Annotated in this window: 22 protein-coding genes; 7 read left to right on the forward strand and 15 right to left on the reverse strand. The window is 69.8% G+C overall.

Going from position 1 to position 23890, the window contains the following annotated elements; translation table 11 throughout:
- The 3 genes from OU415_RS33190 to OU415_RS33200 all read left to right on the forward strand — a co-directional run.
- Window positions 1-1712: PEP-utilizing enzyme (locus OU415_RS33190; protein ID WP_270953483.1), on the forward strand; the 1712-nt coding region annotated here is incomplete at its 5' end.
- Window positions 1709-2296, forward strand: coding sequence for a TetR/AcrR family transcriptional regulator (locus OU415_RS33195; RefSeq protein ID WP_270953485.1), 588 nt, complete (start codon window positions 1709-1711; stop codon window positions 2294-2296). The genes OU415_RS33190 and OU415_RS33195, both read left to right, overlap by 4 nt.
- A gap of 34 nt (window positions 2297-2330) precedes the next feature.
- On the forward strand, window positions 2331-2813 hold the full coding sequence (locus OU415_RS33200) for a GNAT family N-acetyltransferase (RefSeq protein WP_270953487.1): 483 nt from the start codon (window positions 2331-2333) through the stop codon (window positions 2811-2813).
- A 48-nt stretch (window positions 2814-2861) separates the two neighbouring features.
- On the opposite strand, the gene OU415_RS33205 is transcribed toward OU415_RS33200, so the two are convergent.
- The 5 genes from OU415_RS33205 to OU415_RS33225 form a co-directional block, all read right to left on the reverse strand.
- The gene (locus OU415_RS33205; protein WP_270953489.1) at window positions 2862-3293 is read right to left on the reverse strand and encodes a DoxX family protein; all 432 of its coding nucleotides are present in this window, start codon (window positions 3291-3293) and stop codon (window positions 2862-2864) included.
- Window positions 3294-3402: 109 nt separating this feature from the next.
- Window positions 3403-4107, reverse strand: a complete 705-nt coding sequence (locus OU415_RS33210) for a hypothetical protein (protein ID WP_270953490.1) — start codon at window positions 4105-4107, stop codon at window positions 3403-3405.
- Between the two features lie 185 nt (window positions 4108-4292).
- A complete protein-coding gene (locus tag OU415_RS33215; RefSeq protein ID WP_270953492.1) occupies window positions 4293-6284 on the reverse strand; it encodes a PhoX family protein in 1992 nt (663 codons plus the stop codon).
- Between the two features lie 184 nt (window positions 6285-6468).
- Window positions 6469-7692, reverse strand: coding sequence for an MFS transporter (locus OU415_RS33220; RefSeq protein ID WP_270953494.1), 1224 nt, complete (start codon window positions 7690-7692; stop codon window positions 6469-6471).
- A gap of 197 nt (window positions 7693-7889) precedes the next feature.
- Window positions 7890-9671 carry a hypothetical protein gene (locus OU415_RS33225; protein WP_270953495.1) on the reverse strand — a complete coding sequence of 594 codons (1782 nt, stop codon included), beginning with the start codon at window positions 9669-9671 and terminating at the stop codon, window positions 7890-7892.
- Window positions 9672-10169: 498 nt separating this feature from the next.
- Here OU415_RS33225 and OU415_RS33230 point away from each other — a divergent pair, with 498 nt between their 5' ends.
- Window positions 10170-10574: a hypothetical protein gene (locus OU415_RS33230; RefSeq protein ID WP_270953496.1), complete on the forward strand. Its 405-nt coding sequence runs from the start codon at window positions 10170-10172 to the stop codon at window positions 10572-10574.
- Window positions 10575-10707: 133 nt separating this feature from the next.
- On the opposite strand, the gene OU415_RS33235 is transcribed toward OU415_RS33230, so the two are convergent.
- The 7 genes from OU415_RS33235 to OU415_RS33265 all read right to left on the reverse strand — a co-directional run bounded on the left by OU415_RS33235 (window position 10708) and on the right by OU415_RS33265 (window position 16882).
- Window positions 10708-13008 carry a LuxR C-terminal-related transcriptional regulator gene (locus tag OU415_RS33235; RefSeq protein ID WP_270953497.1) on the reverse strand — a complete coding sequence of 767 codons (2301 nt, stop codon included), beginning with the start codon at window positions 13006-13008 and terminating at the stop codon, window positions 10708-10710.
- Between the two features lie 171 nt (window positions 13009-13179).
- The gene (locus OU415_RS33240) at window positions 13180-13527 is read right to left on the reverse strand and encodes a cupin domain-containing protein (protein ID WP_270953499.1); all 348 of its coding nucleotides are present in this window, start codon (window positions 13525-13527) and stop codon (window positions 13180-13182) included.
- Window positions 13528-13595: 68 nt separating this feature from the next.
- Entirely contained in the window at window positions 13596-13970 is a 375-nt protein-coding gene (gene crcB / locus OU415_RS33245; RefSeq protein WP_270953500.1) for a fluoride efflux transporter CrcB, read from the reverse strand.
- The gene (locus OU415_RS33250; RefSeq protein WP_211841224.1) at window positions 13967-14308 is read right to left on the reverse strand and encodes a DUF190 domain-containing protein; all 342 of its coding nucleotides are present in this window, start codon (window positions 14306-14308) and stop codon (window positions 13967-13969) included. Before OU415_RS33250 ends, crcB begins: the two co-directional genes overlap by 4 nt.
- 6 nt (window positions 14309-14314) lie before the next feature.
- Window positions 14315-14752, reverse strand: a complete 438-nt coding sequence (locus tag OU415_RS33255) for a fluoride efflux transporter FluC (protein WP_270953502.1) — start codon at window positions 14750-14752, stop codon at window positions 14315-14317.
- 466 nt (window positions 14753-15218) lie between these two features.
- On the reverse strand, window positions 15219-15896 hold the full coding sequence (locus tag OU415_RS33260; protein ID WP_270953503.1) for an OmpA family protein: 678 nt from the start codon (window positions 15894-15896) through the stop codon (window positions 15219-15221).
- 230 nt (window positions 15897-16126) lie between these two features.
- Complete coding sequence (locus tag OU415_RS33265; RefSeq protein WP_270953504.1) at window positions 16127-16882, reverse strand: MerR family transcriptional regulator; 756 nt, start codon at window positions 16880-16882, stop codon at window positions 16127-16129.
- 321 nt (window positions 16883-17203) lie between these two features.
- On the opposite strand from OU415_RS33265, the gene OU415_RS33270 reads away from it, so the two are divergent.
- Window positions 17204-19048 (forward strand): acyl-CoA dehydrogenase, encoded by a 1845-nt coding sequence (locus OU415_RS33270; protein WP_270953505.1) that lies wholly within the window; start codon window positions 17204-17206, stop codon window positions 19046-19048.
- 123 nt (window positions 19049-19171) lie between these two features.
- On the opposite strand, the gene OU415_RS33275 is transcribed toward OU415_RS33270, so the two are convergent.
- The gene (locus tag OU415_RS33275; protein ID WP_270953506.1) at window positions 19172-19597 is read right to left on the reverse strand and encodes a DUF3224 domain-containing protein; all 426 of its coding nucleotides are present in this window, start codon (window positions 19595-19597) and stop codon (window positions 19172-19174) included.
- A 51-nt stretch (window positions 19598-19648) separates the two neighbouring features.
- Here OU415_RS33275 and OU415_RS33280 point away from each other — a divergent pair, with 51 nt between their 5' ends.
- Window positions 19649-20614: a helix-turn-helix transcriptional regulator gene (locus OU415_RS33280; RefSeq protein WP_270953507.1), complete on the forward strand. Its 966-nt coding sequence runs from the start codon at window positions 19649-19651 to the stop codon at window positions 20612-20614.
- Here the strand turns inward: OU415_RS33280 and OU415_RS33285 are convergent.
- Both OU415_RS33285 and OU415_RS33290 read right to left on the reverse strand, forming a co-directional pair.
- Window positions 20602-21972 (reverse strand): glycosyltransferase family 87 protein, encoded by a 1371-nt coding sequence (locus tag OU415_RS33285; protein ID WP_408641961.1) that lies wholly within the window; start codon window positions 21970-21972, stop codon window positions 20602-20604. The genes OU415_RS33280 and OU415_RS33285 overlap by 13 nt on opposite strands.
- Before the next feature lie 10 nt (window positions 21973-21982).
- Window positions 21983-22750, reverse strand: coding sequence for a deoxyribonuclease IV (locus tag OU415_RS33290; protein WP_270953508.1), 768 nt, complete (start codon window positions 22748-22750; stop codon window positions 21983-21985).
- Window positions 22751-22917: 167 nt separating this feature from the next.
- On the opposite strand from OU415_RS33290, the gene OU415_RS33295 reads away from it, so the two are divergent.
- Entirely contained in the window at window positions 22918-23841 is a 924-nt protein-coding gene (locus OU415_RS33295; protein WP_270953509.1) for a hypothetical protein, read from the forward strand.
- Window positions 23842-23890: the final 49 nt, after the last annotated feature.

Genomic DNA, 23890 nt, shown 5'->3' on the forward strand with positions numbered 1-23890 from the left:
GCGAAGTGGTGATCAAGAGCGTGGCGGGCGGCGGAGTCGCCGAGCAGACCGGCGCCGCCGTCGAGCGGCTTCCGGATCGGGTCCTAGCGGAGCTGGCGATGCTCGGCACCCAGGTCGCCGAGCACTTCGGGCGCCCGCAGGACATCGAGTGGGCGTACGCCGCGGGCCGGGTGTTGTTGCTGCAGGCCAGGCCGATGACGGCGCTGCCGCCACCGCCGCTGCAGCTGAACCGGCGCCAGCGCAAGATCGGCTCGGTGCTGCTCGAGTACCTCCCGTACCGGCCTTACCCGATCGACATGTCGACATGGGTACCGCACGGTCCGGTGGGGATGATGGCCGCGGTCACCGGTGCGTACGGGATCCGCGGCGCGTACGACGGCTTCCTGCCGGAGGTGGACGGCGTGGTGGACCGGTTGGTGCCGCCCTCCCCTCGCCTGTCGCTCGGAGCCTTGCAGGCACCGTTCAAGCTGTTCGACCGCGCTCGGCGCTACGACCCGGCGCGATGGACGGAGGACCCGCGGTTCATCCGCTTCCGGGCCGACGTCCGCGAGCTCGCCGCGCTCGACCTGGCGAAGCTGCCGTGGTCGCAGCTGATCCGCGTGCCGAGACGAGCGCTGGGCCTGGTGTCGCCGGTCGCCGACCTGCGCATCGACTACCTCCCGGCGACCGGGTTGGCGCTGGTGCGACTGCTGATCGCGCTCAAGCTGACTGGACGGGAGGGGCTGCTGGGCGACCTGATCGCAGGTGCTCCGACCCGCACGGCCGATGCCAACCGCGCGCTGGCGGCCCTGGCCGATCAGGTTCGGGCCGACCCGCCGCTGAAGGCGGCCGTCGACGACCTCGACCCGGCGAAGGTGGCCGGTTTTCCGGAGTTCCACGCGGAGTTCACGGCGTTCCTGGCCGAGTACGGCCACCGCGAGACCGAAACCCCGGTGCTGGTGACGCCGCCGAGCTGGGGCGAATCCCCGGAAACGGTGCTCGGCCTGATCAAGGTGCTGGCCGATGGAGAACCGAGTCCGGACGGGCACGAGGACCGGGCGCTGGCGCAGCTGCGCAGTCCCCGCATCCGCAGGTTGGTGCAGCGAGCCCGCGCCGGCGTGGCCTTCCGGGAGGACAGCCACTTCTACTTCACGATGCCGCAGCCGATCCTGCGCCGGTCGCTGCTGGAGATCGGCCGCCGACTGGTCGGCGCCGGGATGCTCGACGATCCCGAGCAGGTCTTCCACCTGCGGTTGGAGGAGCTGGAAGCGCTCGCGGACCCGGCCGCTGGCGAGCGGCTGCGCGGACTCGTCGCGGCGCGGTCGGCTCGCCGAGAGGAACTGGCGGGCGTCCGGCTCATCGACCCGAACCTGGTCTTCCCGCGCGAAGACCGCGGTGACGCGCTGGTGTCCGGAACCCCGGCCAGCGGCGGCCGGGCCACCGGTCCGGCCCGGATCATCCGCGAACCGGCCGAGTTCTCCCGGCTGAACAGCGGGGACGTGCTCGTGTGCCGGTACACGAACCCGTCGTGGACACCGCTGTTCCAGCGCGCCGCGGCCGTGGTCGTGGACTCCGGCGGATCCGGCTCGCACGCCGCGATCGTGGCCCGCGAGTACGGCATCCCGGCGGTGATGGGCACGGCCGACGGCACGAGCACGATCACCGACGGCCTGACCATCACCGTCGACGGGGACACCGGACGAGTCGTCCCGGCGAACTCCGAGGAATCATGACCACCGACCACCGCAAACTCCCCCGCCGACGAGGCGACGAGCTCACCGCGGCGATCTTCGCGGCGACGCTGGCAGAACTGGCGGACGTCGGCTACGCGGGCCTGACCGTGGAGCGGGTCGCGGAACGCGCGAAGACCGGCAAGGCGTCGATCTACCGCAGGTGGCCGAGCCGCCGGGAACTGGTGCTGGCGGCGGTCTACAGCATCTCCCCGGAACCGGCGGATTCGGTGGACACCGGAACCCTGCGCGGCGACCTGCTCGCGGTGCTGCGGCACAGCGCAGAGGTGCTGTCGGGACCGGTGGGCGAGGCGATGCGAGGCCTGCTCAGCGACGTCCTGGCCGACCATGATCCGGCGAGGCAGCTGCGGGAGCTCTCCCGGTCGCGCGGTCGGCTGACGATGGAGGAGATCGTCCGCAGGGCTGCCGAGCGCGGCGAGCTGGACGCGACGGCGATCCCGCCCCGCCGCCTCGAGGTGGGGCAAGCGATGCTCCGCCAGCAGTTCCTGTTCAACGGCACCCCGATCCCGGACGAGGTGATCGTTGAGATCGTCGACACCGTCCTGCTCCCGCTGCTCCGGAACTAGCCGTTCGCGACGAGCTGGTGGCAAGCTCGGCGAAATGCTGAGCTTGCGCGTTCTCACGCCGGCCGACTGGGACTTGTGGCGGGACGTCCGGCTCGCCGCCCTCGCCGAGGCTCCGCACGCCTTCAAATCCCGGCTGGAGGACTGGGAGGAGGACGGCGAGCAGCGGTGGCGTTCGCGTCTGGAAGATCCGCACACCTACAACATCGTCGTCCTGCTCGACGGTGAAGCGGCTGGCATGGCCAGCGGAATCGCCGGTCGTGGCGGTGTCGTGGAACTCCGGTCCGTCTGGGTCGGCCCGAAATCCCGCGGAAGCGGTGTCGGGGACTACCTGGTGGAAGCCGTTCAGGCTTGGGCGGTGCGAGCTGGCGCTGTGGCGTTGAAGCTCGCGGTCATCCCGGGCAACGAATCCGCCATCGCCCTGTACCGCCGCAACGGGTTCGTCGCCGTGGACGAAGTCGGGGAACTGCTGCCCGACGGCGAGACCAGGGAGCAAGTGATGCGGAAGGAGCTGGGCTGACGTCGTGAGCGGCGATGGTGGTCGGAGCGACCATCGCCACTCACGAGGTCAGCGGCGGAGCTTGTCGAGGGCGAAGGCCCCGGGGCCGAACGCGGCGATCAGCAGGAAGATCCAGGAGTACAGGGCTGCCAGTTCGCCCTGGTTGTGCAGCGGGAGCAGGCCCAGCGGGGCGTGGTAGCCGAAGTAGGCGTAGGCCATCACCCCGGAGAGCAGGAACGCCGCGATGCGGGTGCCGAATCCGGCGATCACGCACAGCGCGCCGACGACCTCGATCAGGCTGGCCCACCATCCCGGCCACTCCCCGAACGGCATGGCCATGCCGGCGCCGTCGACGCCGCCGAAGAAGCCGAATCCCTGCAGGCCGTGGCAGAGGAACAAGAACCCCACCACGACCCGGAACAACCCGAGCACAACGGGCCGGGCGCGGTCAGCGGAGGCGGCGACGGTGGTGGTGGGCTTGGTGGCGGTCTGGACGCTCATGACGATGTCCTCTCAGGGGATCTCTCGGGGTGCTTTCACCCATGCGTCGAACGAGCCGCCCCCGGATCGACACGGACCCCAGAACTTTTTTCGGCGCCCCCTGACCGGGTCAGCGGGCTCGCCACCAGGGCTGGGCCTCGGTGGTGGGGAACATCCCGCCGCTGAGGACCACCCGGAACGGGTTCGGGCCGATCACCGCCCAGGCGTGCTTCGCGTGCTCCGCCGGGAAGGACGGGCTCGTGACCAGCTGGAACAGGTCGTCGAAGGCGTCCGAGAACAATTCGCTCAGCGGCTCGCCGAGCCGGTCGTACGCCCCGTTGCGGAGATGGGCGGCCAGCGCGTCCAGGTCGACCGACTCGAGCATGTCGACCGTTGCCGGGTCATCGGCCCGGAGGTGTTCGGCGACCTCGTAGCAGTCGTGGTGCAGTTCCCGGGGGATCTCGACGACCGACGGCAGGGTGCTGAACGCCGCCATCAGGTCGCCCACGTCCTGGTGCGGGAAGCGCTGGGCCTTGCCGAGGCAGTACGGGACGAACTCCGGGAACTGCATGGCCTGCGCCGCTTGCGCCACCCGGACCCAGAACTCGGTCGGGAGCTCGCCGTCGCGGCCCACTTCGTCCGCCCAGTGCCCGATGAGGTGCAGGGCGTTCATCCAGAAGTGGTGGTAGCCGTCGGCGATGCAGCCGGCCAGTTCAGCGGTCTGCCCGCTGTCGCTGCGCAGTGCTTCCGGGACGAGTTCGGTCGCGGTGGTCAAGTGCTCCACCAGGTCCCCGTGCGGGAAGGTCAAGCCGGCGGTCAACCAGTCAGGGGACATCGTTCGCCTCTCTGCCGGGCCGACCACCCGCAGGTCAGCGCACTGAGCGTTGCGACGCGCGGGTGCACATCGCAGTCCTCGGCCGCGGGTATCGAGGATAGTTCGGCCGTGCTGCTCATCAGCGGGCGAGACGCGGAAGGCACCTCCCGCCGAGGTCGGCGGGAGGTGCCTTCGCGAGCGGCGGGTCAGCGCCAGACGGCTACGACCGAGGGCCGGGGCTGGGAGTCCCCGCCGTCGGGCCAGTGCGAGGCGGGGTTGTCCGCGTTCGCCCCGTCGAGCTCTCCGGGGTGCTGGGCCGAGACCAGGACCAGGCCGTCCTCGACGACCGGTCCGCATGCCTCGGCTCCGCGCGGGACGGACAGGAACTGCATCACGTGCCCGCGGTGCGGGCCCTCCAGCGGAACCGCGTAGAGGCCGTCGTTGGCGCCCAGCGCTTCCGAGGAGTCGCTGCTGATCCAGAGGTGGCCGTGGCTGTCGAAGGTCACGTTGTCCGGGCAGGAGATCGGGCTGACCTGGGACTTGTCGAAGCCGCCGAAGTAGGTTCCCGGGTCGTTCGGGTCACCGCAGACCAGCAGCAGGCGCCACGCGAAGTGGGTGCCCGCCGGGTCGTCGTCGAGCTCCAGGACCTGGCCGTGCTTGTTGGCCGTGCGCGGGTTGGGCTCGTCGGCGGGGGCCTTGCCGTCCGGGCCGCGGTCGGAGTTGTTGGTCAGCGCGGCGTAGACGCGACCGGTCTTCGGGTGCGGTTCGACGTCCTCGGGACGGTCCATCTTCGTCGCGCCCGCCTTGTCCGCGGCGAGCCTGGTGAAGACGTAGACCTCTTCGGCGCTCATCCCGTCGACGAAGCTGGTGTCGTTGTGCGCCAACGGGATCCACTCGCCGGTGCCGTCGAACTGGCCGTCGGCCGGGAGCTCGCCGGAACCGTCGATCTCGTCGGGGCTGTTGCCGGTGAGCTTCGCGACGTACAGGGTTCCCGAGTCCAGCAGCCCCTTGTTGTGGCGGCGGGCGTGGGCGCTGTTGCCGGGCTTCACCTTCTCGTCGGAGACGAAGCGGTAGAGGTACTCGAACTTCTCGTCGTCGCCCATGTACGCGACGGCGCGACCGTCGTCGGCGAGGCGGATGTTGGCGCCCTCGTGCTTGAAGCGGCCGAGCGCGGTGTGCTTGACCGGCGTCGACTCCGGGTCGTACGGATCGAGCTCGATGATCCAGCCGAACCGGTTCGGCTCGTTGACCTGCTGCGCGAGGTCCCAGCGGGAGTCGAAGCGCTCCCACTTCCGCTCGCTGGCGCCGCCCTTGATGCCGTAGCGGGCCAGGCGCTCCTGGGTGGCCGGGTCGGTGACCTGGTCGGCGTTGGCGAAGTAGAAGTGGATGTTCTCCTCGCCGGAGAGGATCGTGCCCCACGGGGTCACGCCGCCCGAGCAGTTGTTCATGGTGCCGAACGAGCGCGTTCCGGTCGGATCCACCGGGGTCTTCAGCAGGTCGCTGCCGGCGGCCGGGCCGCGCAGCTCGAACTCGGTGTTGAGGGTGATCCGCCGGTTGAGCGGGTCCAGCACGGGTTTCGGCGCGCCCTCGCCGGTTTCGAGCACGACCACGGACAACCCGTGCGCGGCCCAGGCGGTCCGGACCTGCTGTTCGGTGGGGTTTTCCGGGTCGTAGCCCCGGAACAGGAATTCCTCGGTGGTGTACTCGTGGTTGTTCACCATCAGCCGCTGCGTGCCCTTGAGCGGCAGCAGCGCGCAGAAGTCGTTGTTGTAGCCGAACTGCGCTTCTTGCGCTTCGGGAGTCTGGTTGTCGAAGTCGAATTCCGGTGCGCCGGGCAGGATCGGATCGCCCCAGCGGATCACGATGTCGTGCTGGTAGCCGTCCGGGACGACGACCGCGTCTTGGCTGTTCGGCTGCACCGGGGTGAAGTCCAGGCCCGGCGGGTTGCCGGGGGCGGCGGTGGCCGATCGGGTGCTGAGTCCCGGCAGCACTGCGGCGGAAGCCGCGACGACTGCGCCCGCGCGCAGGAGGCCGCGCCGGTTCAGCGCGGTGGCCAGCAGATCCCCGAAGTACGGGTTGTCCGTGGGGTTCGGCGGGTGTTCGGAGCACTGGTCGCCGCAGCGGTACCGGCAGGTGAGCTTGGCCCGGCCGGCGGAAAGCAGCGGCAGGAGTCGACGTTCGTCCGGCTGTGGTGCCACCGATACCTCCAAGCTGATCGAGAATGGCTTGGAGCGTATGACAAGGTGAACGAATAGCAAGAGATATGGGAAAAGCAGGTGAATTCCCGCAAATCGCTTGCCCTGGCGGGATCAATGAGCGGAGAAAGCGAACGGACCGTTCACCTCGGTAGATGAGGCAAACGGTCCGTTCGCGTCAAGCAGTTCAGAACTCTTCGCCGACCAGCGCGGCCTCAGCGGGAACCGCGTGCTCGTTGCCCTTGGTCCGCAGCTCGAGGGAGAGCAGACCGGCTGCGATCACGCACAGCACCGCGCCGACGGCGAACGGGGCGTGGTTCGAGCCGAACCAGGTGGCGACGTGCCCGACCAGGGTGGCCGCGACCGCGCCGCCGAGCCAGCGGAGGAAGTTGTAGCCCGCGCTGGCGACCGGCCGCGGCGCGTCGCTGATGCTCATCGCGGTGCCGGTGAACAGGGTGTTGAGCAGGCCGGAGGCCAGGCCGCTGAGGATCACCGCCACGACCACGACCGGCTTGGAACCGATGGACATGACGCCGAGCAGGACCGCGAAGATCAACACCGCGATGATGGTGCCGCCGACCTCCCCGAAGCGGGCCGCGAGCCGCGGCGCCAGGAACACGCCGGCCATCGCGACGCACAGGCCCCAGCCGAAGAAGACCAGGCCGACCGCGATCGCGCCGAACTCCAGGACGAACGGCGCCCAGGCGAGCACGATGAAGAACGCGGCGGTGTAGAAGGCCGAGCCCAGCGCGGTCCGCAGCAGGCCGCCGTGGCCGAGCGCGCGGATCGGGTCGAGCAGCCGGACCTTGGGGCGCTCGGAGCGGGCACCGTCCTTCGGCAGGAAACCGGCGGAGAGGATCAGCGCGATCGCCATCAGCGCCGCGGTTCCGGCGAACGGTCCGCGCCAGGAGATGTTGCCCAGCAGCGCGCCCAGCAGCGGTCCGGTGGAGAGGCCGATGCCGAGAGCCGCCTCGTAGAGCATGATCGCGGCGGCCTGGCCGCCGCTGGCGGCGCCGACGATCACCGACAGCGCTGTGGCGATGAAGAACGCGTTGCCCAGACCCCACACCGCGCGGAGGGCGACGAGCTGGCCGATGGAGTTGGCCGCCGCGCACGCCAGCGTCGCGACCACGATCAGCGCCAGCCCGGTGACCACGGTCCGCTTCGCGCCGAAGCGGGCGCTGAAGGCACCGGTGATCAGCATCGCCACGACCTGCACGCCCAGGTAGGACGAGAACAGCAGGGTGACCTGCTCGGGACCGGCGCGCAGCGCCTCGGCGATCGAAAGCAGGATCGGGTCGACCAGTCCGATGCCCATGAAGGCGATCACGGCGGCGAAGGCGGTGATCCACACCGCTTTCGGCTGCCCCTTGAACACGTCGAGGAACCGAACGTCATGCCCGGCGCTCATCGGCCGACACCTCTCCCAGCAGGAAATGATTTCGTTTGCAATGCTAACAATCAGCATTTAGCAGCACAAACGAACATGAGCAAGCTCACCGGGAAAGGCTCCGACCAGTTGAAACGATGCCACCGTTCGCCGAGTGCGGGTGGTGCGAACGGACCGTTCTCCTTCTCGTGCGAGGCGAACGGTCCGTTCGCGGGGGCCTAGGCGCTGAGGCTGGCGCGGGCTGCGGTGGCGATCGCCTCCTCCGGGTGTTGATCGGCGATGACCTCGAGAACTTCGGTCGCGCTGGCGTGCGGACTGCTCGCGATTTCCGTGATCAGGGACAGCTGGTCGGACGCCGGGCGCCGGCCGAACTCGGTGAGGAACAGGTCGGAGTCCTCGTCCAGCGCCGCCGCCATGCCGTCCAGCGCCCATGACAGCTCATCGCCCGGGCGGAGCACGTCGTCCGCGCTTTGTTTGGACTGCAACCACATTCGCACCGCAGGGCCCGCCGCCTGATCGTCGACCAGCTCGCGTGCCGCTGCCGCGCCCTCCGCGCCGGTGTGCTCAAGGACTGCCAGCGCGGACAGCCGGACCGTCGGGTCGTCGACCAGGCGCAGCAAGGCTGTCAGCTCGCCGCTCGCCTGCCGGGCGCCGCGGTGCTCGATCCACCGCTCGATCAGGACCTGCTGGATGTCCGGAGGGGTGTCGGCGGCGGCCAGGACGAGCAGTTCCGCCGGGGCGGACACCAGGTCGTCCACCGAGGGCACGTGGAATCCGAAGGCGCGCAACGATTCCCGCGCTGCCCACTTGCCGGCCGGGAGCAGCTCGACCACCGTGCGGTCGGCGTCGGGAACTTCGGCGTCCAGCACCTCGATCTCCGCCGGATCAGTGGTGGCGTGCGTCCGGACGGCCTGCATCGACTGCCACTGGGCGATCATCTGGCGCACGACGTCGCGCACTGCCTCGCGCGCTGCCGGTTCGTCCTCGTCGAGCAGCTCGCAGGTCATCGTCACGATCAGCTCGAGCGGCACGGCGCCAGTGCGCGCGTAGAGCACGCTCAACGTCGCCTGCACGATCTCCGGCAGCGCATCGGCACCGTTGGCCAGCGCTTCCAGCCGATCCCGGAAGACGTCGTCCACCAGCACGAACCGCTGCCACAGCCGGGTCCACAGCAGTTCGGGTTGGGACAGCAGGGGATCGGCGATCTGGGTGCGCACCAGGAGGTCGCCGACGGGGCGCAGCAGGCCGGTGCGCTCGGCCCACTCCAGCAGCAGGTCGGCCTCTTCCGCGCTGCCTCCCAGCGCCGTCACCAGATCGTCCACATCGGACGGATCGCGGGAGTCGCCGACCCAGTCCAGGAGGATGCGGATCCGTTGCATGATCGGCGATTCCGCTGCGATCGCCCGGTGCGGTTCGGGTGCCGTGAGCTCGGTGGGCGGCAGCCACAGCGCGGGTTGATCGCCCGGCTCCGAGGATTCGCGGCGCTCGATCTCCTCGAGCACGTCGTGGTCCACGTCGACCTCGTCGGCCTCCACCGCAGCGGAGAACTCCTCCGCGGCCCGAGGATCTCCAGCGTTCACGCCGAGCTCCCGCATCGCGATCGCCCAGAACTTCTCCGAGCTCCACTCGGTCGGTTCGGCCATCGCCGCCAGGTAGTCCGGCGTGGCGCGCGCCACCGCCCGATGCAGGTCGGGAACCGGATTCGGGCTGGTCAGAAGGTGGTTCGAGGCGAGGAAGTCGATCCACTGGTGCAGGAAGTCCGGCACGATCGACCAGTCCGCCAGCACCGCCCGGCGCGGCACCACGGACACCAGGAACCTGGTTAGTTCCTCCTCGGACCACCAGGCCAGCAAGCCGTCCCTGGCGAACTTGTCGGTCAGCAGATCGTCGACCAGCCGGCAGGCGTCGAGCTCGGGGTGGTCGTGGTCGAACAACGCGATCAGCTCGGCGCGGGCGGCTTCGAACCGGTCGGTCTCGCCGTGGATGAAAACGGTGCGCATGGCGTGCTCCTCTTCGCTCAGGTGTGCGGATCACGTCGAGAGTAGGGAGTCCGCGGAGCATTTCCGGGTAGCGCAAGCAAGGTTCTGCACCCGTGTCGGGACCCTCTAACGGGTGAATTTGGTGGGGCGTCGGTATGCCCATCGGTACTTGTCCCGCTTCGGGCGCCAGGGCCGTTGGTCCATGCTTTCGCTGCGCTGGAGAACGGCGCACCAAACGCGAAGTACCTGCTCGGCAGCCCGGAGGAGACTCCGCCGCCCCGGTTCGGCCCACCCGGCCGGAGCGACGAGGCGGACTGCCTCAGCGAAGCCGCAACAGGGAGGAGGAATCGGCGACCGGGCGACGGCAAGTGCCCCAAGCTGTCTGCCGTCCGGCCTCCTTTCAGCGAGGTGGGTGGCACCCGTCCGACGAGGCGGCAACGGAGCCGCCGCACCCACCTCGCTGAGCCCCGCTCCGCGTTTCCCGTCCCCCGATCCCCGAAGGCCCGCGAATACACCGACATGTCCAGCCATTCCGAGTACCACGCAGCCGGATGGCGGGTCGATCACGACCCGCGCACCAACCGATCCACGCTCCTCGTCGGCGACCGCGTCAGCGCACTGCGCGCGCCCGCCGACTTCGCCGCTCACGTGCACCACGTGCTGGCCGTGCACCTGCAGGCCGGTCCAGTGCTCGCCGACGGCGCGGACTGGGTGCTGTTCACCCAGCTCTCCCCGCACCCCGAACCGCCGTCCGACCTGCCCGAACTCGCCGCAGTCCCGGCCGGCACCCGCCTCGCGCTCCCGCCGCTGAACGACCCGCGCTGGATCAATCCGCCGCGCATGGGTCTCGCGGTACCGGCGCACCAAGTCGTCTGCTCGGCCACCCGCCGAGCCCGCCTAGTCGCGCCCCTCGCCGCCGCCTGAGCCCCACCAGAACCACCCGCCGTCGTCGGTGGATCCGCAATTTCAATGGAAATCGGACGTCCGATTTCCATTGAAATTGCGGATCATCGGCGTGTCGGGGCACGACACGCCGAGGACGTGAGGGCTGCTCGGGTCATGGTTGTTCGGCGACCCAGACCGCGATCTGGGCGCGGGAGGTGACGCCGAGCTTGGACATGATGTGCTCGAGGTGGCTGTCCGAGGTCCGCTTGGAGATCACCAGCTGCTCGGCGATCTGGCGGTTCGACAAGCCCTGCGCCACCAGCCGCGCCACTTCGCGTTCGCGCGGCGTCAGCCGGACCGGCGCATCCGCCGCCGGGGCCGCGTGGCGCTCGCCCAGCGCGAACTCGATCAGCTCGTCCAGCGTGGACTCCGCGCCCCGCTTCCGCGCGGAGCGAAGTTCCGCGGTGGGCAGCGCGTTCCGGATCTTCGCCTCGGTTTCCGCGTGCCAGACCGCGTACGGGCGCAGCCCGAACAGGTAGCTGCCCACCGGTTGCCACAACCGGTTCACCGCCGCGCTCAGCTGCGCGGACCGGGCCGCCCGGCCCTGCGCAGCCGCCACCCACGACTCGATCTCGACCGCCAGCAGCTCGCCGAGCACATCGCCGAAGAGCTGCTTGATCCGCAGGCATTCGTGCAGGTGGGAGACGGCGTTGTCGAGGTCGCCCTGCCGCCAGCGGGCCAGTCCCAGCACCAGCTCGCACCACGACCGCGCCCACTGCTCGCCGTGCTCCTCGCAGATCTCCAGGCACCGCTCGCACAGGTCGACCGCGCGCTGGAGCTCGCCGTCGGAGATCTGCAGCACCGCCAGGCACGACATGCTGACCATCGCGAGCCCGTCGTGGCGCAGGACTTCCTCCTCCTCGAGCGCCTCGGCGAACCGGGCCATCGCGGAGTCGTGGTGGCCTCGGAGCAGATCGATGAATCCAGCGGTTTGCGGGACCAGTCGCAGCACCGCATCGGCCCGCACCTCGTGGGCCATCCCCTGCGCCTCGGCCAGCAGGTCCGAGGCCGCGTCGGAATCCCCGTGCCAGCCGCTGACCAGCGCGTTCACCAGCAGGGCGCGGGCCCGCTGCGGACTCGGCCCGGGGGAGACCTGCAGGGCTTCGCCCAGCCACGAGATGCCTTCGCGGAGAGCGCCGCTGGCCAGCCAGAAGAACCGCAGCGCTGCCACCATGCGCAGGGCTTCGTCGGTTTCGCCGGGCTCGGTGCAGCAGAACTCCATCGCGCTGCGCAGGTTCGCCCGGTCCAGCCGCAGCCGAGCCAGCCACTCCACCTGGTCCGGCCCGAGCCACTCGGCGTCGACGCGCTCGGCCAGCAGCAGGAAGTGGTCGCGGTGGCGACGGCGCAGCACGAGTTCCTTGGTGCCGCCGCCGAGCCGTTCCCGGCCGTACTCCTGGATCGTCCGCAGCAGCCGGTAGCGGGTGCGCGCGTCCGGCGGATCCTCCTTGACCAGCACCGACTTCTCCACCAGACCGGCCACTCCGACGAAGACGTCCTCCACGGTGACGCCGTCCCCGACGCACACCGCCTCGGCCGCCTCCAGCTCGAAGCCGTCGGCGAACACCGAAAGCCGCGCCCACACCGCCTGCTCCACCGGCGAGCACAGGTCGTAGCTCCACTCGATCGCCGCCCGCAGCGACTGGTGGTGCGGCGCCGCGCTGCGATCGCCCCAGGTCAGCAGCCGGTACCGGTCGCTGAGCCGGGCCAGGATCTCCGACACCGACAGCGACCGCATCCACACCGCGGCCAGCTCGATCGCCAGCGGCAACCCGTCCAGCTGCTGGCACAGCCGGACCACCTCGGCCTCGTTGTCGGGACCGATGGAGAAGTCCGGCAGCACCGCGGACGCCCGGTCGGCGAACAGCTCCAGCGCCTCGTGGCCGACAGCCCGCTGCACGACCCGGTCCTGCGAATCCAGCCGCGGCATCAGCAGCGGCGGCACCGGCCACACCTGCTCGCCGGCGATGGCCAGCGGGGCCCGCGAGGTGACCAGGACGCGCAGTTCAGGAGAGGTCGCCAGCAGCTGGCCGACCAGCGGTCCGCACGCCTCCAGCAGGTGCTCGCAGCCGTCCAGGATGATCAGCATCCGCTTGTCGGCCAGCTGCTCGGCCAGCAGGTCCTCGGCCGAATCGGGTGGTGAGCTGCGCAGACCGAGGCCGCTGACCAGCACTTGCGCGAGATCGCGGGTGGCCGGGACCTCGGCGAGCGACACCAGCCAGACGCCGTCGGGGAAGGCGCGGCGCAGGTCGCGCGCGACGCGGGTGGCCAACCGGGACTTGCCGACCCCGGCGACCCCGGTGACGGTCACCAGCCGGGACGTCGACAGCAGCCTTTTGACCTGCGTGATCGCTCCGCGACGCCCGACGAAGCTCGTCAGCTCGTCGGGCAGCCTGCCCACCCGCCGGGTTGCCATCGAGACCACCCGCACTCACCTGAACAATTTGGCGTGTCCGAGTGTAGGCCTGCAGAGACCCCGGTCACCCGATGAGAGCCGCCCCGACCGCGACGAAGCCGACGCCGCTGAACAGCAGGAACGCGATATCTCAGGCCCCGGGACTCAGTACGGGCGCGGTGGTCTCGACCGTCAGGCGGGTTTGTCGTCGCGGCCGTGGACCTGGGCCGGCGGGTGAGTGGCCTCCACGGCGGTGAACTCCTCGATGATCTCGTAGTGGTGCTTGGCGCCCTTCGGGATGATCCACGAATCCCCGGGCTCCAGCAGCACGACCTGGCCTTCGCTGTGCAGCTCGGCCCGGCCGCTGATCACGTAGCCGACGGTCTCGTAGTCCCGAGCGGCCGCTTCCTTCTCCAGACCGGGTGGTTCCTCGCGCCACAGCCGCATCGCCAGGCTGACACCTTCGGCGAGGTAGTACTGCCCCTGGGAACCGCGTGGCGAGTGCGAACCGTCCACCTTGATGATCGTGGTGTCGCTCATCGGACCCCCTCTCACGGGTGCCCCGATTCTCCCGCCGCCGCAGTGGAGGAGCAGCGCGACCAGGCCTGTCAAGCCCAGAACGCGGCGGCCAGCACCACGCCGAGGACGCCGGAGCCGATGCCGGCCAGGACCGTTCCGAGGACGTTGAGCACCGCGTACAGCCGCGCGCCGTCGGCGAGGAGCCGGACGCTTTCGTAGCCGAAGGTGCTGAACGTGGTCAGCGCGCCGCAGAAGCCGACGCCGATCAACGCCTGGAGCTCCGGGAGCTGCAGGCCGAACAGCGCGGCGCCGGTGAGGATCCCGAGGACCAGCGAGCCGATCGAATTGGCCGTCAGGGTGCCCCACGGGAACCCGGTGTCGTGGCGCGCCTGCACCCAGCGGTCGGTGAGGAAGCGCAGGCAGGCGCCGAACGCGCCGCCGATCGCGACGAGCACGAAGGTCACCGCTGCTCCCGTCCGGCGTAGCGGATCACCTCGACCTCGTCGAGCAGCACCAACCCCTCGGTGACCAGCTCGTCGAGCTCGGGCAGGAAGTCGCGCACCCGCTGCTCGTCGTCGACGATCACCACCGCGATCGGCATGTCCTCGCTCAACGACAGCAACCGCGCGGTGTGGATCGCCGAGGACGCCCCGAATCCCTCCACGCCGCGGAACACCGAAGCCCCCGCCAACCCGGCTTCCCTGGCCCGGCGCACGATCTCGTGGTAGAGCGGTTTGTGCTGGTAGGTGTCGGTTTCACCGAAGATCGCGGTGAGCCGGACGGCCTGTCCTCGAAGTCGCACCACCGATCATCCCCTCCCGAACGCGCGGGCCGCCGACCGCGCGGCGAGCAGTCCGACGGCGACCGCGAGCAAGCAGCTCAGCACCGTCCCGGCCAGGTAGACCAGGGCGAACGCGGGCTGTCCCCCGGCCACCAGGTGCACCGCGTCTGCGACGTAGGTGGAGAACGTCGTGAAGCCGCCCAGCACGCCGACGCCGAGGAACGGCCGGACCAGGCGGTGCGCGGTGACCAGCTCGGTGATCACGAACATCAGCACGCCGATGGCCACGCAGCCGATCACGTTGACCAGGAACGTGGAGAAGGGTCCTGGCCAGGTCAGGTAGGCGCCGTAGCGCAGCAGCGAGCCGAGCGCACCGCCCGCGGCGACCACCGCGAGCACGTCCAGGGGAGGCAGCGTCCGCGGCTTGCGCGCCCGGCGCAGCTCCGCGGGGAAAGCCGATCCCATGACCCCTCCAGCACGTTCTCGACCTGTGCTGGGAACGGTACCGGGCCACCGCCCACCGGACTCCGCCGTCCACACGGTGTCCTCCCCGCAATTTCAATGGAATTTCGACGTCCGATTTCCATTGAATTTGCGGAAGTTCTCCACAGCCAGGACGACTTGTCCACAGGTGTCGGCGTGTCGGGATGCGGACACACCGGCGGACCGCAGTTTCAATTGAAACTGTGATTCGCCGTGGGGGAGATCTGCAGTTTCAATTGAAACTGCGGCGGAACCTCGGTGGGGTCGCATCCCGACACGCCGAGGGGTTTCGTCGAGGTCGGACATCCCCCGGTGTGTCGGGGTACGACACGCCGGGGGATGCACACGACCTCTGGGATTTCCGTGGGATCTGCGGCGCGGCGGGTGGTTCGCGCCTGCGCGCCGTGGGCGGGCGTCGGTTCTCGACGTGCCGGCTCGCGGTGGTGCGTCAGATGACCTCGAGGTCGACCCGGCGGGCGCTGTTCGGGTCGCCTTCGGCGTCGCCGTTGCCGACGACCTGGAGCCGGTCGGCGCTGACGCCAGCCTGGCCGAGCTGGTCGGCGACCGCCTGGGCGCGGGCCTTCGACAGCTCCTGGCCGTCCTGCGAGGAACCGCTGGCCATCGCCGTGTGGCCGGTGACCTCGAAGCGCAGCTCCGGCGGGGCCTGCTTGATCATCTCGGCGGCCTTGGTGACGGCCTGCTTGCCCTGGTCAGTCAGGTCGGGGCTGTCCGGGTTGAAGGTGATCGGGGTTTCCTTGGTCAGCGACTCGAGGTCGCCCTGCAGCTTGGTCTTCGCCGCTGCGGCGTCGCCGCCCTGGCCGTTCTCCTGACCGTTGCCCTGGCCATCGCCCTGACCCTGGCCTTGGCCGTCCTGACCCTGGCCTTGGCCTTCGCCCTGGCCTTGCCCCTGGCCCTCCTGGCCTTGCCCCTGGCCCTCCTGGCCTTGGCCTTCGCCCTGGCCCTGCCCTTGGCCGTTCTGGCCCTCGCCGTTCGGCGGAGCGGTCGCGCTCGAGGACGCGTCGCCGCCCTGGTCCCCGTCGCCTCCCTGCCCGCCTGCGCATCCGGAGAGCAGTGCCGCCGTGCAGGCGACCAGCACGGCGGCGTACTTGATGTTGGTTCGGCGCATGATCCACCTCGTCCGTAGTCCGATCGTGAAGACGGGCAGATCGTGCGTTGTGTACGAGCCGGAACTGCTCTTTCGAGTGGGCGAGTCCGCCGGCTCTCACGCGAACGTGCGACATATTCCATGTCGCTCACCCGGTGCGGGGCGACGGTGCTGTATCCAGCGGCGATCGGCGGCGGCTGGGCCGTACGGGTGACGTCGAATTCCCCCGCTGGGTGGACGTCCCGGACGGGCTAATGCTCGGCGCGGTCGGCGTTGGCGTGGATCGCCGTGCGGATGTAGTCCGCCAGGCCGGGCTCGGTCTGCTCGTAGTGCGCGGTGAAGCGCTCGTCCGCCACGTACATGTCGCCGAGGCCCCGGTGGATCTCGTAGGTGCAGTCGTAGCACCAGCGCGTGATGTGCTGGCGGTGCTGTTCGGCCAAGTCCATCGCCTGCTCGCCGTCCGGGGCCGCGTCGGCCCGCTTGGCCTCCGCCAGTCGCTGCTCGATCTCGCGCTGCTCGGCCGTGAAGCGCTGCCAGTCCTGCTTGGTGAAGGAGCGCATCCGCTGCTGGGACTGGCGGTACGCGTCGGTGGCGCCCCAGCGCTGTTCGGCTTCCTCGGCGTGGTCGTCGGGGTCGAAGTCGCCGAACAGCTCGAACTTCTCCTCCTGCGTCAGGTCGATTCCCATCGTGCTCGCCTCCAGTTCGCGGTCCACTGCCGCGACCATCCGCTGCAGCCGCTCGATGCGCGCCAGCAGCAGTTCGCGCTGCCGCCGCAGGTGTTCGCGGTCGGTGCCGTCGTCGAGGATGGTCGCGATCTCGTCGAGGCCGAGGTCCATCGCCCGGTACCCGAGGATCCGGCGCAGCCGGTCCAGGTCCGCGTCGGAGTAGCTGCGGTAGCCCGCGGCCGTCCGGGCGCTCGGGGTGAGCAGTCCGATCTCGTCGTAGTGGTGCAGGGTTCGCACGGTCACGCCGGAGAGCCGAGCCGCTTCGCCTACCGAGTGGGGCACGGTCCTCACCTCCTCGGGGACGAGCCTGCGGCCTCACGCGACGTGAGGGTCAAGCCGGATTCTGCCGGGTGCGGTCGAGGTCACCCGGGTGCGCCGCTCGGTCGACCTCTTCGCTGGGCGGGCGATCCGTGCGATCATGAGCCGCTGCTCTCGGCCGCGGCGGTGAGTTTCGCGGGGAACCGGCTGGTCAGCTGGCCCGCTCGGGTGGTGTAGCGAAGACCGCCTTGGCAGAAGTTACTGTCAGGTAATACCCTCTTGTTACCGACGAGTAAGGGCTCGAGCCGGGCCCACCCGCAGCAGCGTGCAAGAGGGAGCCTTTCCATGGGCCACTACAAGAGCAACGTACGAGACCTCGAGTTCAACCTGTTCGAGCTGTTCAAGGTGCAGGAACGGCTGGGCAAGGGCGCTTTCGAGCAGTCCGATGAGGACACCGTGCGAGGCGTGCTCACCGAGCTCAACGAGCTCGCGACCGGGCCCCTGGCCGAATCCTTCGTCGAAGGCGACCGCAGCCCGGCCCAGTTCGACCCGGCCACCCACTCGGTGACCCTGCCGGAGGCCTTCAAGAAGTCCTACCAGCAGGTCATGGACGGTGAGTGGTGGCGGCTGAGCCTGCCGGACGAGCTGGGCGGCTACGGCACCCCGCCGAGCGTCATCTGGTCGGCCGCCGAGCTCATCCTCGGCGCCAACCCGGCGGTCTACATGTACATGGCGGGCCCGAACTTCGCGACGATCCTGTGGCGCAACGGCACCGAAGAGCAGCGCCGCTGGGCCGAGCTGATGATCGAGCGCGGCTGGGGCGCCACCATGGTGCTCACCGAGCCCGACGCCGGTTCGGACGTCGGCGCCGGCCGCACCAAGGCCGTCAAGCAGGAGGACGGCTCCTGGCACCTGGACGGCGTGAAGCGGTTCATCACCTCCGCCGACCAGGACATGACCGAGAACATCATGCACCTGGTGCTGGCCCGCCCCGAAGGCCCCGGCGTGGAGAGCAAGCCCGGCACCAAGGGCCTGAGCCTGTTCCTGGTGCCCAAGTTCCACTTCGACAGCACCACCGGTGAACCGGGCGAGCGCAACGGCGCCTTCGTCACCAACGTCGAGCACAAGATGGGCCTGAACGCCTCGGCGACCTGCGAGCTGACCTTCGGCCAGCACGGCACGCCGGCCAAGGGCTGGCTGCTCGGCGAGGTGCACGACGGCATCGCGCAGATGTTCCAGGTCATCGAGTACGCGCGGATGATGGTCGGCACCAAGGCCATCGGCACCCTGTCCACCGGCTACCTCAACGCCCTGGACTACGCCAAGGAGCGCGTGCAGGGCGCGGACCTGACCCGCGCCACCGACAAGACCGCCCCGCGCGTCCCGATCACCAACCACCCCGACGTGCGGCGCATCCTGATGCTGCAGAAGGCCTACGCGGAAGGCCTGCGCTCGGTGTACCTCTACACCGCCAGCTTCCAGGACCAGGTCTTCCAGGGCCAGCACGACGGCAGCGACTTCAGCACCGCTGAGCAGGTCAACGACCTGCTGCTGCCGATCGTCAAGGGCGTCGGCTCGGAGCGGGCCTACGAGATGCTGACCCTGTCGCTGCAGACGCTGGGCGGCTCCGGCTTCCTGCAGGACTACCCGATCGAGCAGTACATCCGCGACTCGAAGATCGACAGCCTCTACGAGGGCACCACCGCGATCCAGGCGCAGGACTTCTTCTTCCGCAAGATCGTCCGCAACAACGGTGCCGCGATCGGCCACGTCGCCGCCGAGATCCAGGCGACGCTGGAGGCCGAGGGCGCCGACGAGCGGCTGAAGGAGGAGCGCGCGCTGGTCGCCCGGGCGCTGCAGGACGCGCAGGGCATGCTCGGCACGATGATCGAGTTCCTGACCTCCTCGCAGGAGGACGTCAAGAACATCTACAAGGTCGGCCAGCACGCCGTCACGTTCCTGATGAGCATGGGTGACCTGCTCATCGGCTGGTTGCTGCTGCGCCAGGCCGAGATCGCCCTGGCCGCGCTGGACGCCGGTGCCTCCGCCAAGGACCAGGCGTTCTACCAGGGCAAGATCGCGACGGCGCACTTCTTCGCGAAGAACGTGCTGCCGGAGCTGACCGGTCGCCGCAAGATCATCGAGGCGGCCGACAACTCGCTGATGGAGCTCGACGAGTCCGTCTTCTGATCGCTCCCGGTCCGTGAGTCTTTCGGGCTGCCATAGCAACCCGAAAGACTCACGGGGCCGGACCAGCGCGAACGGAACTCCACCAGGCGCGGACCCCGCTGCGGGGCCGCGCCTGGTGCGCATTCAGGCCAGCTCGTAGTCGAACGCGTAGGGCACCGCGGGTTCGCCGTGGACGGCAGTGTAGGTGCCGGTGCCGCGGAGTCCGGCCAGGTCACCGGTGCCGGAACCGGGCACCACCTCGAAGGTGCTGTGGATCTTCCCGTCCGTGCCGAAGTGGCCTTGCTCCCGGACGGCGAACGCGCCCTCACGTCCGTCGACAGTGCCGCGGACCAGCTGCATGCCGTTGAACGCGCCGGTCTGATCGGCGTTGTAGACGAGGGCGTACGCGCAGGTCGTCTCGCCGCTGATCCCGCCGGAGAAGGCGTAGGCGACCGATGCGCGCGCGAGCTTCGGGTGCTCGTCGCCGACGACGTCCTCGTCCCAGCTGGTCACGGTGAAGCTGCCGGTGGTCTGCATGGAAATCCTCTCGATCAGTGCTGCCACCAGCATCGACGCCGTACCTGACACCTCCTGTCAGGTACGCGCGGCAGAATTTCCGGCATGCGCGCCGACCGCCTGCTCTCCCTGCTCCTGCTGCTGCAGAACCGCGGCCGGATGACCGCGCCCGAGCTGGCCGCCGAACTCGAGGTGTCGGTCCGCACCGTCTACCGCGACGTCGAAGCCCTCGGCGCCGCGGGCGTGCCGGTCTGCGCTGATCGCGGCCCCGACGGCGGCTACCGCCTGCTCGACGGCTACCGCACCCGCCTCACCGGGCTCACCGACGCCGAAGCCGGCTCGCTGTTCCTGTCCGGCGTTCCCGGCCCGGCCCAGGACCTCGGCCTCGGCGCAGTCCTGGCCACCGCGCAGCTGAAGGTGCAGGCCGCGCTGCCCGCCGAGCTGGCCGAACGCGCTCGCCGCATCCAGGACCGCTTCCACCTCGACGCACCGGGCTGGTTCCGGGACGCCGACGAAGTGCCGCACCTGGCCGAGATCGCCCGCGCGGTCTGGGAACAACGCGTCCTGCACACCCACTACCGCAGCTGGCGCAGCGAGGTGCACCGCGAACTCCACCCGCTGGGAATCGTGCTCAAGGGCGGCATCTGGTACCTCGTGGCCCGCGCCGGTGAAGCCGTCCGCACCTACCGGATCTCGCGCTTCCTGGACGTGCGGACCGAGCCCGGGACCTTCACCCGCCCAACGGGTTTCGACCTCGCCGCGAGCTGGGCGGAATCGTCCCGCCGGATGGAGGAGTCGATGGTGCGCGGAACGGCCCGGCTGCGGCTCTCGCCGGTCGCGCAGCGCCTCCTGCCCGCAAAGTTCGGCACGAAGGGCGCCCGGGCCCTGGCCGAAGCCGGCCCGCCGGACGAGCGCGGATGGGTTGAAGTCGATCTGCCGGTGGAGAAGACCGCTGTCGCCGTCCACGACGTGCTCCGCCTCGGCGTGGAAGCCGAAGTCCTGGAACCGGCCGAACTCCGCGCCGCCGTCACCGAAGCCGTGACCGCGCTGGCCGCGCGCTACGCCTCCTGAAGTCGCGGGGCCGGACGTCCCGGCAGCACGCGCTCATCACCTGGCGAGTCCACAGTGGATCGGGACTTCAGGAACACGATGAACAGCCCGACCAGCAGCGCCGCCCGACCCCACACGCCGATCATCAACGCCTGCGCGGTGAAACCGTCGTGGATGCCGCTCGGCTCGCCCATCATGTTCAGGTACAGCCAGCGGAAGATGCTGATCCCCATCGCCAGGTCCGCCACCAGGTACGCCGCGATCCAGCCCCAGCGCACCCGCACCAGCACGAAGAACGGCAGCAGCCACAACGTGTACTGCGGCGAGTGGACCTTGTGCAGCAGCAGGAACCCGACCAGCATCGCCGCCGACACCGGGATCCACGGGTACGTCCCGCACCGCTCGTAGCGCAGCCAACCCACCACGCACGCGACGGCGAACGACAGCAGCATCAGCAGCGGTGAGACCAGGCCCATCGCCGACTGGAAGTCCGCGGAGCCCGTCCAGTCCCGAAAACCCCAGTACCAGATCGAATTCGTGCTGATGTCGACCTGCCGCCGCGACTGGAACTCGAACGACGCCAGCCAACCGCCGAACCCTGCGATCATGAACGGCACGTTCACCACCACCGCGGTAGCGATCGAAGCGCCCACGACCTGCAGCGCACCACGCATGTCCCAGCGCTCCTTGCCGCTGGTCAGCACGTACAGCGCCAACGGCAGCACGAACAACGCCGGGTAGATCTTCAGCGCGAACCCGAGCCCCAGAACCACCGCGGCCACCGTCGCGCGCCGCCGCAACGACACCGACGTCCACCGGTGCACCAGAAAAACCGCTGCGACCGCGCACGCCACGACCGGCAGATCCCAGTTGTGGAACGCGTAGAGCACCAACGGCGGCGACAACGCCCACAACAACGCCCGCCAGCCGCTCAACCGGCCCAACCACCACGCGGTCGCGAGCCCGAACGGAGCCATCAGCAACGCCGACGCGGCCAAGAACCCGGCGTCGGTGTCGACGAAGAACGCCCCCGCCCACATCAACACCCCGGACAGCACCGGGTACTCGACGACCCCGCCGTACAGCGACCCGTCCGGCTCGATCCCGCCGTGCACGTACGGGAACACGTGCCGATCGATGTCCCGGCCGATCCACAGGTTCTGGATGTCGGAGTAGCAGACGTCGCCGTAGGCCCGCTCCTGGTACGCGGGCTCCGAACGCCCCCACTCGTCGAACTCCGGACCGGTGCAGCGCGCCTTGTTCGCGTACCCCAACGCCAACGACAACGCGGTCAGCACGCACAGCGCCACCAAACCGGAGATCGTCAGCCCGCGAGCCGTCCTGCTGATCGGCGATCCCTCCGTTCGACGCTCCCCCACCGGGAGCAGATCACTGCACCTTGTCGCGCAGGAAAGCGATGTCGTCGGCCTGACCCTCGGACGGGGTCTCGACGACCACCGGGGCGCCGGCGCTGGCGCAGACCGCGACCAGCAGGTCGGGATCGATGTTGCCCGCGCCGATGTTCGCGTGCCGGTCGCGCGACGATCCGAACTCGTCCCGCGAATCGTTCAGGTGCACCAGGTCGATGCGGCCGGTGATCGCCTTGACCCGGTCCACGACGTCCAGCAGCTCCTCGCCCGCGGCGTGCGCGTGGCAGGTGTCCAGGCAGAAGCCCGCGCCGAACTCGCCGACGGCGTCCCACAAGCGGGCCAGCGCGTCGAACTTGCGCGCCATCGCGTTGGCGCCGCCAGCGGTGTTCTCGATCAGCACCGGGACCTCGAAGCCGCCGTCCGCGGCCTGCCGCTCGAACAGCTTGCGCCAGTTCGCGAAGCCCTCGGACGGGTCGTCGTCCTTGGTCACGTGCCCGCCGTGCACGATCAGGCCCTGCGCGCCGACCGCGGCCGCCGCCTTCGCCTGCTGGCCGACCGCCTTGCGCGACGGGATCCGGATCCGGTTGTTCAACGACGCCACGTTGATCACGTAAGGCGCGTGGATGAACACCGCCAAGTCGCTGTCGCGCAGCTGCTCGGCCTGCGGGTGCGGCTTCGGTGCTTTCCAGCCCTGCGGGTCGGACAGGAAGAACTGCACGACCTCCGCGCCGCGCTCCTCAGCAGCGGTCAACGGGTCGTCATCGCGGACGTGGGCGCCGATACGCATATCCGGAAGTCTAGGCCGCCCGCCGACATCGTTCGCGGCGCCCGAATCCCACGACGTGAAAACCGAACCGAGCCGTCACCAATGGTGGTGTTCAAACGTTGTACACATCTGAGAGGTTCAGCTTTGGCAGAGTGATCACCGAACAGCAATGTCTGGGGAGGCGAGCCATGGGTGCACGGGGGCGGCCGAATCCGCTGATGAAGCCGAAGGTCCGCAACCGCGGCCTGTCCGCCGGAATCGTCGGCCTCGCGCTGACCGCCAGCACCTTCCTCGGCGCCGGAACCGCGCAGGCCGCGGACACCCTCGTCGTCGACAAGGCGCTGGCCGTCGTCGACGCCGAAGCCGGCCAGCCGATCGCCGTCGCGCCCAGCACCCTGGACTTCAAGGTCCGCGAAGCGGTGCTGCTGGCCATGCCGCTGGCCTTCGGGCCCGCCAAGGACGCCTCCGAGCGCTTCGCCGCGCTCAGCCCGATCCCGATCGGCACCGCGTCCGAGGGCAGCACCTTCTACTCGGGCAAGGACATCGCCGAGGCCGCCGGATCGCAGCTCTCCGAGATCGGCCTGCCCGCGGACAAGGTCGACTCGGTGCGCACGCACTTCACCAACCTCGTCAGCATCGGCAACGCCGTCACCGTGCGCGTCCCGAAGCACGAGGAACCGCCGCCCCCGCCGCCGTCCTCGGAGAAGCCCGCCCCGCCGCCGGACCCGACGCCGGACCAGACGCCGCCGCCCGCCCCCAGCCCGGAGCTGCCCCCACCGGCCCCAGCGCTCCCGCAGCCGGGCGGAGCACCGACGGCGATGAGCGTCCTGCCGCCCGACCTGCGCGGATCAGCGCTGACCTGGGCGCAGGGCAGCTACGGCAAGGCGCCCGGCATGACGCCTAACATCGGCGACCTCGTCCAGCAGGCCAGGCACGCGCAGGAGCAGCAGCAGGCGCGCGAGCAGCAGGACGAGGTCCGCGCGGCGGGCAAGGCCGAAGCGCTGCCGACCGAGGTCACCGAGCGAGTGGCGGTCCCGGTCCTGCTCGCCTCCGTCGCCCTCGCGGTCGCCACCGCGGCCCTGGTCCGAAGCTGGGTCCTCCGCCGCCAGTGATCCGCAGTCCGTGACCCGCAAATTCCATGGAAATCGAATGTCCGATTTC

Source organism: Saccharopolyspora oryzae (assembly GCF_027853915.1).
GTDB classification, from domain to species: domain Bacteria; phylum Actinomycetota; class Actinomycetes; order Mycobacteriales; family Pseudonocardiaceae; genus Saccharopolyspora; species Saccharopolyspora oryzae.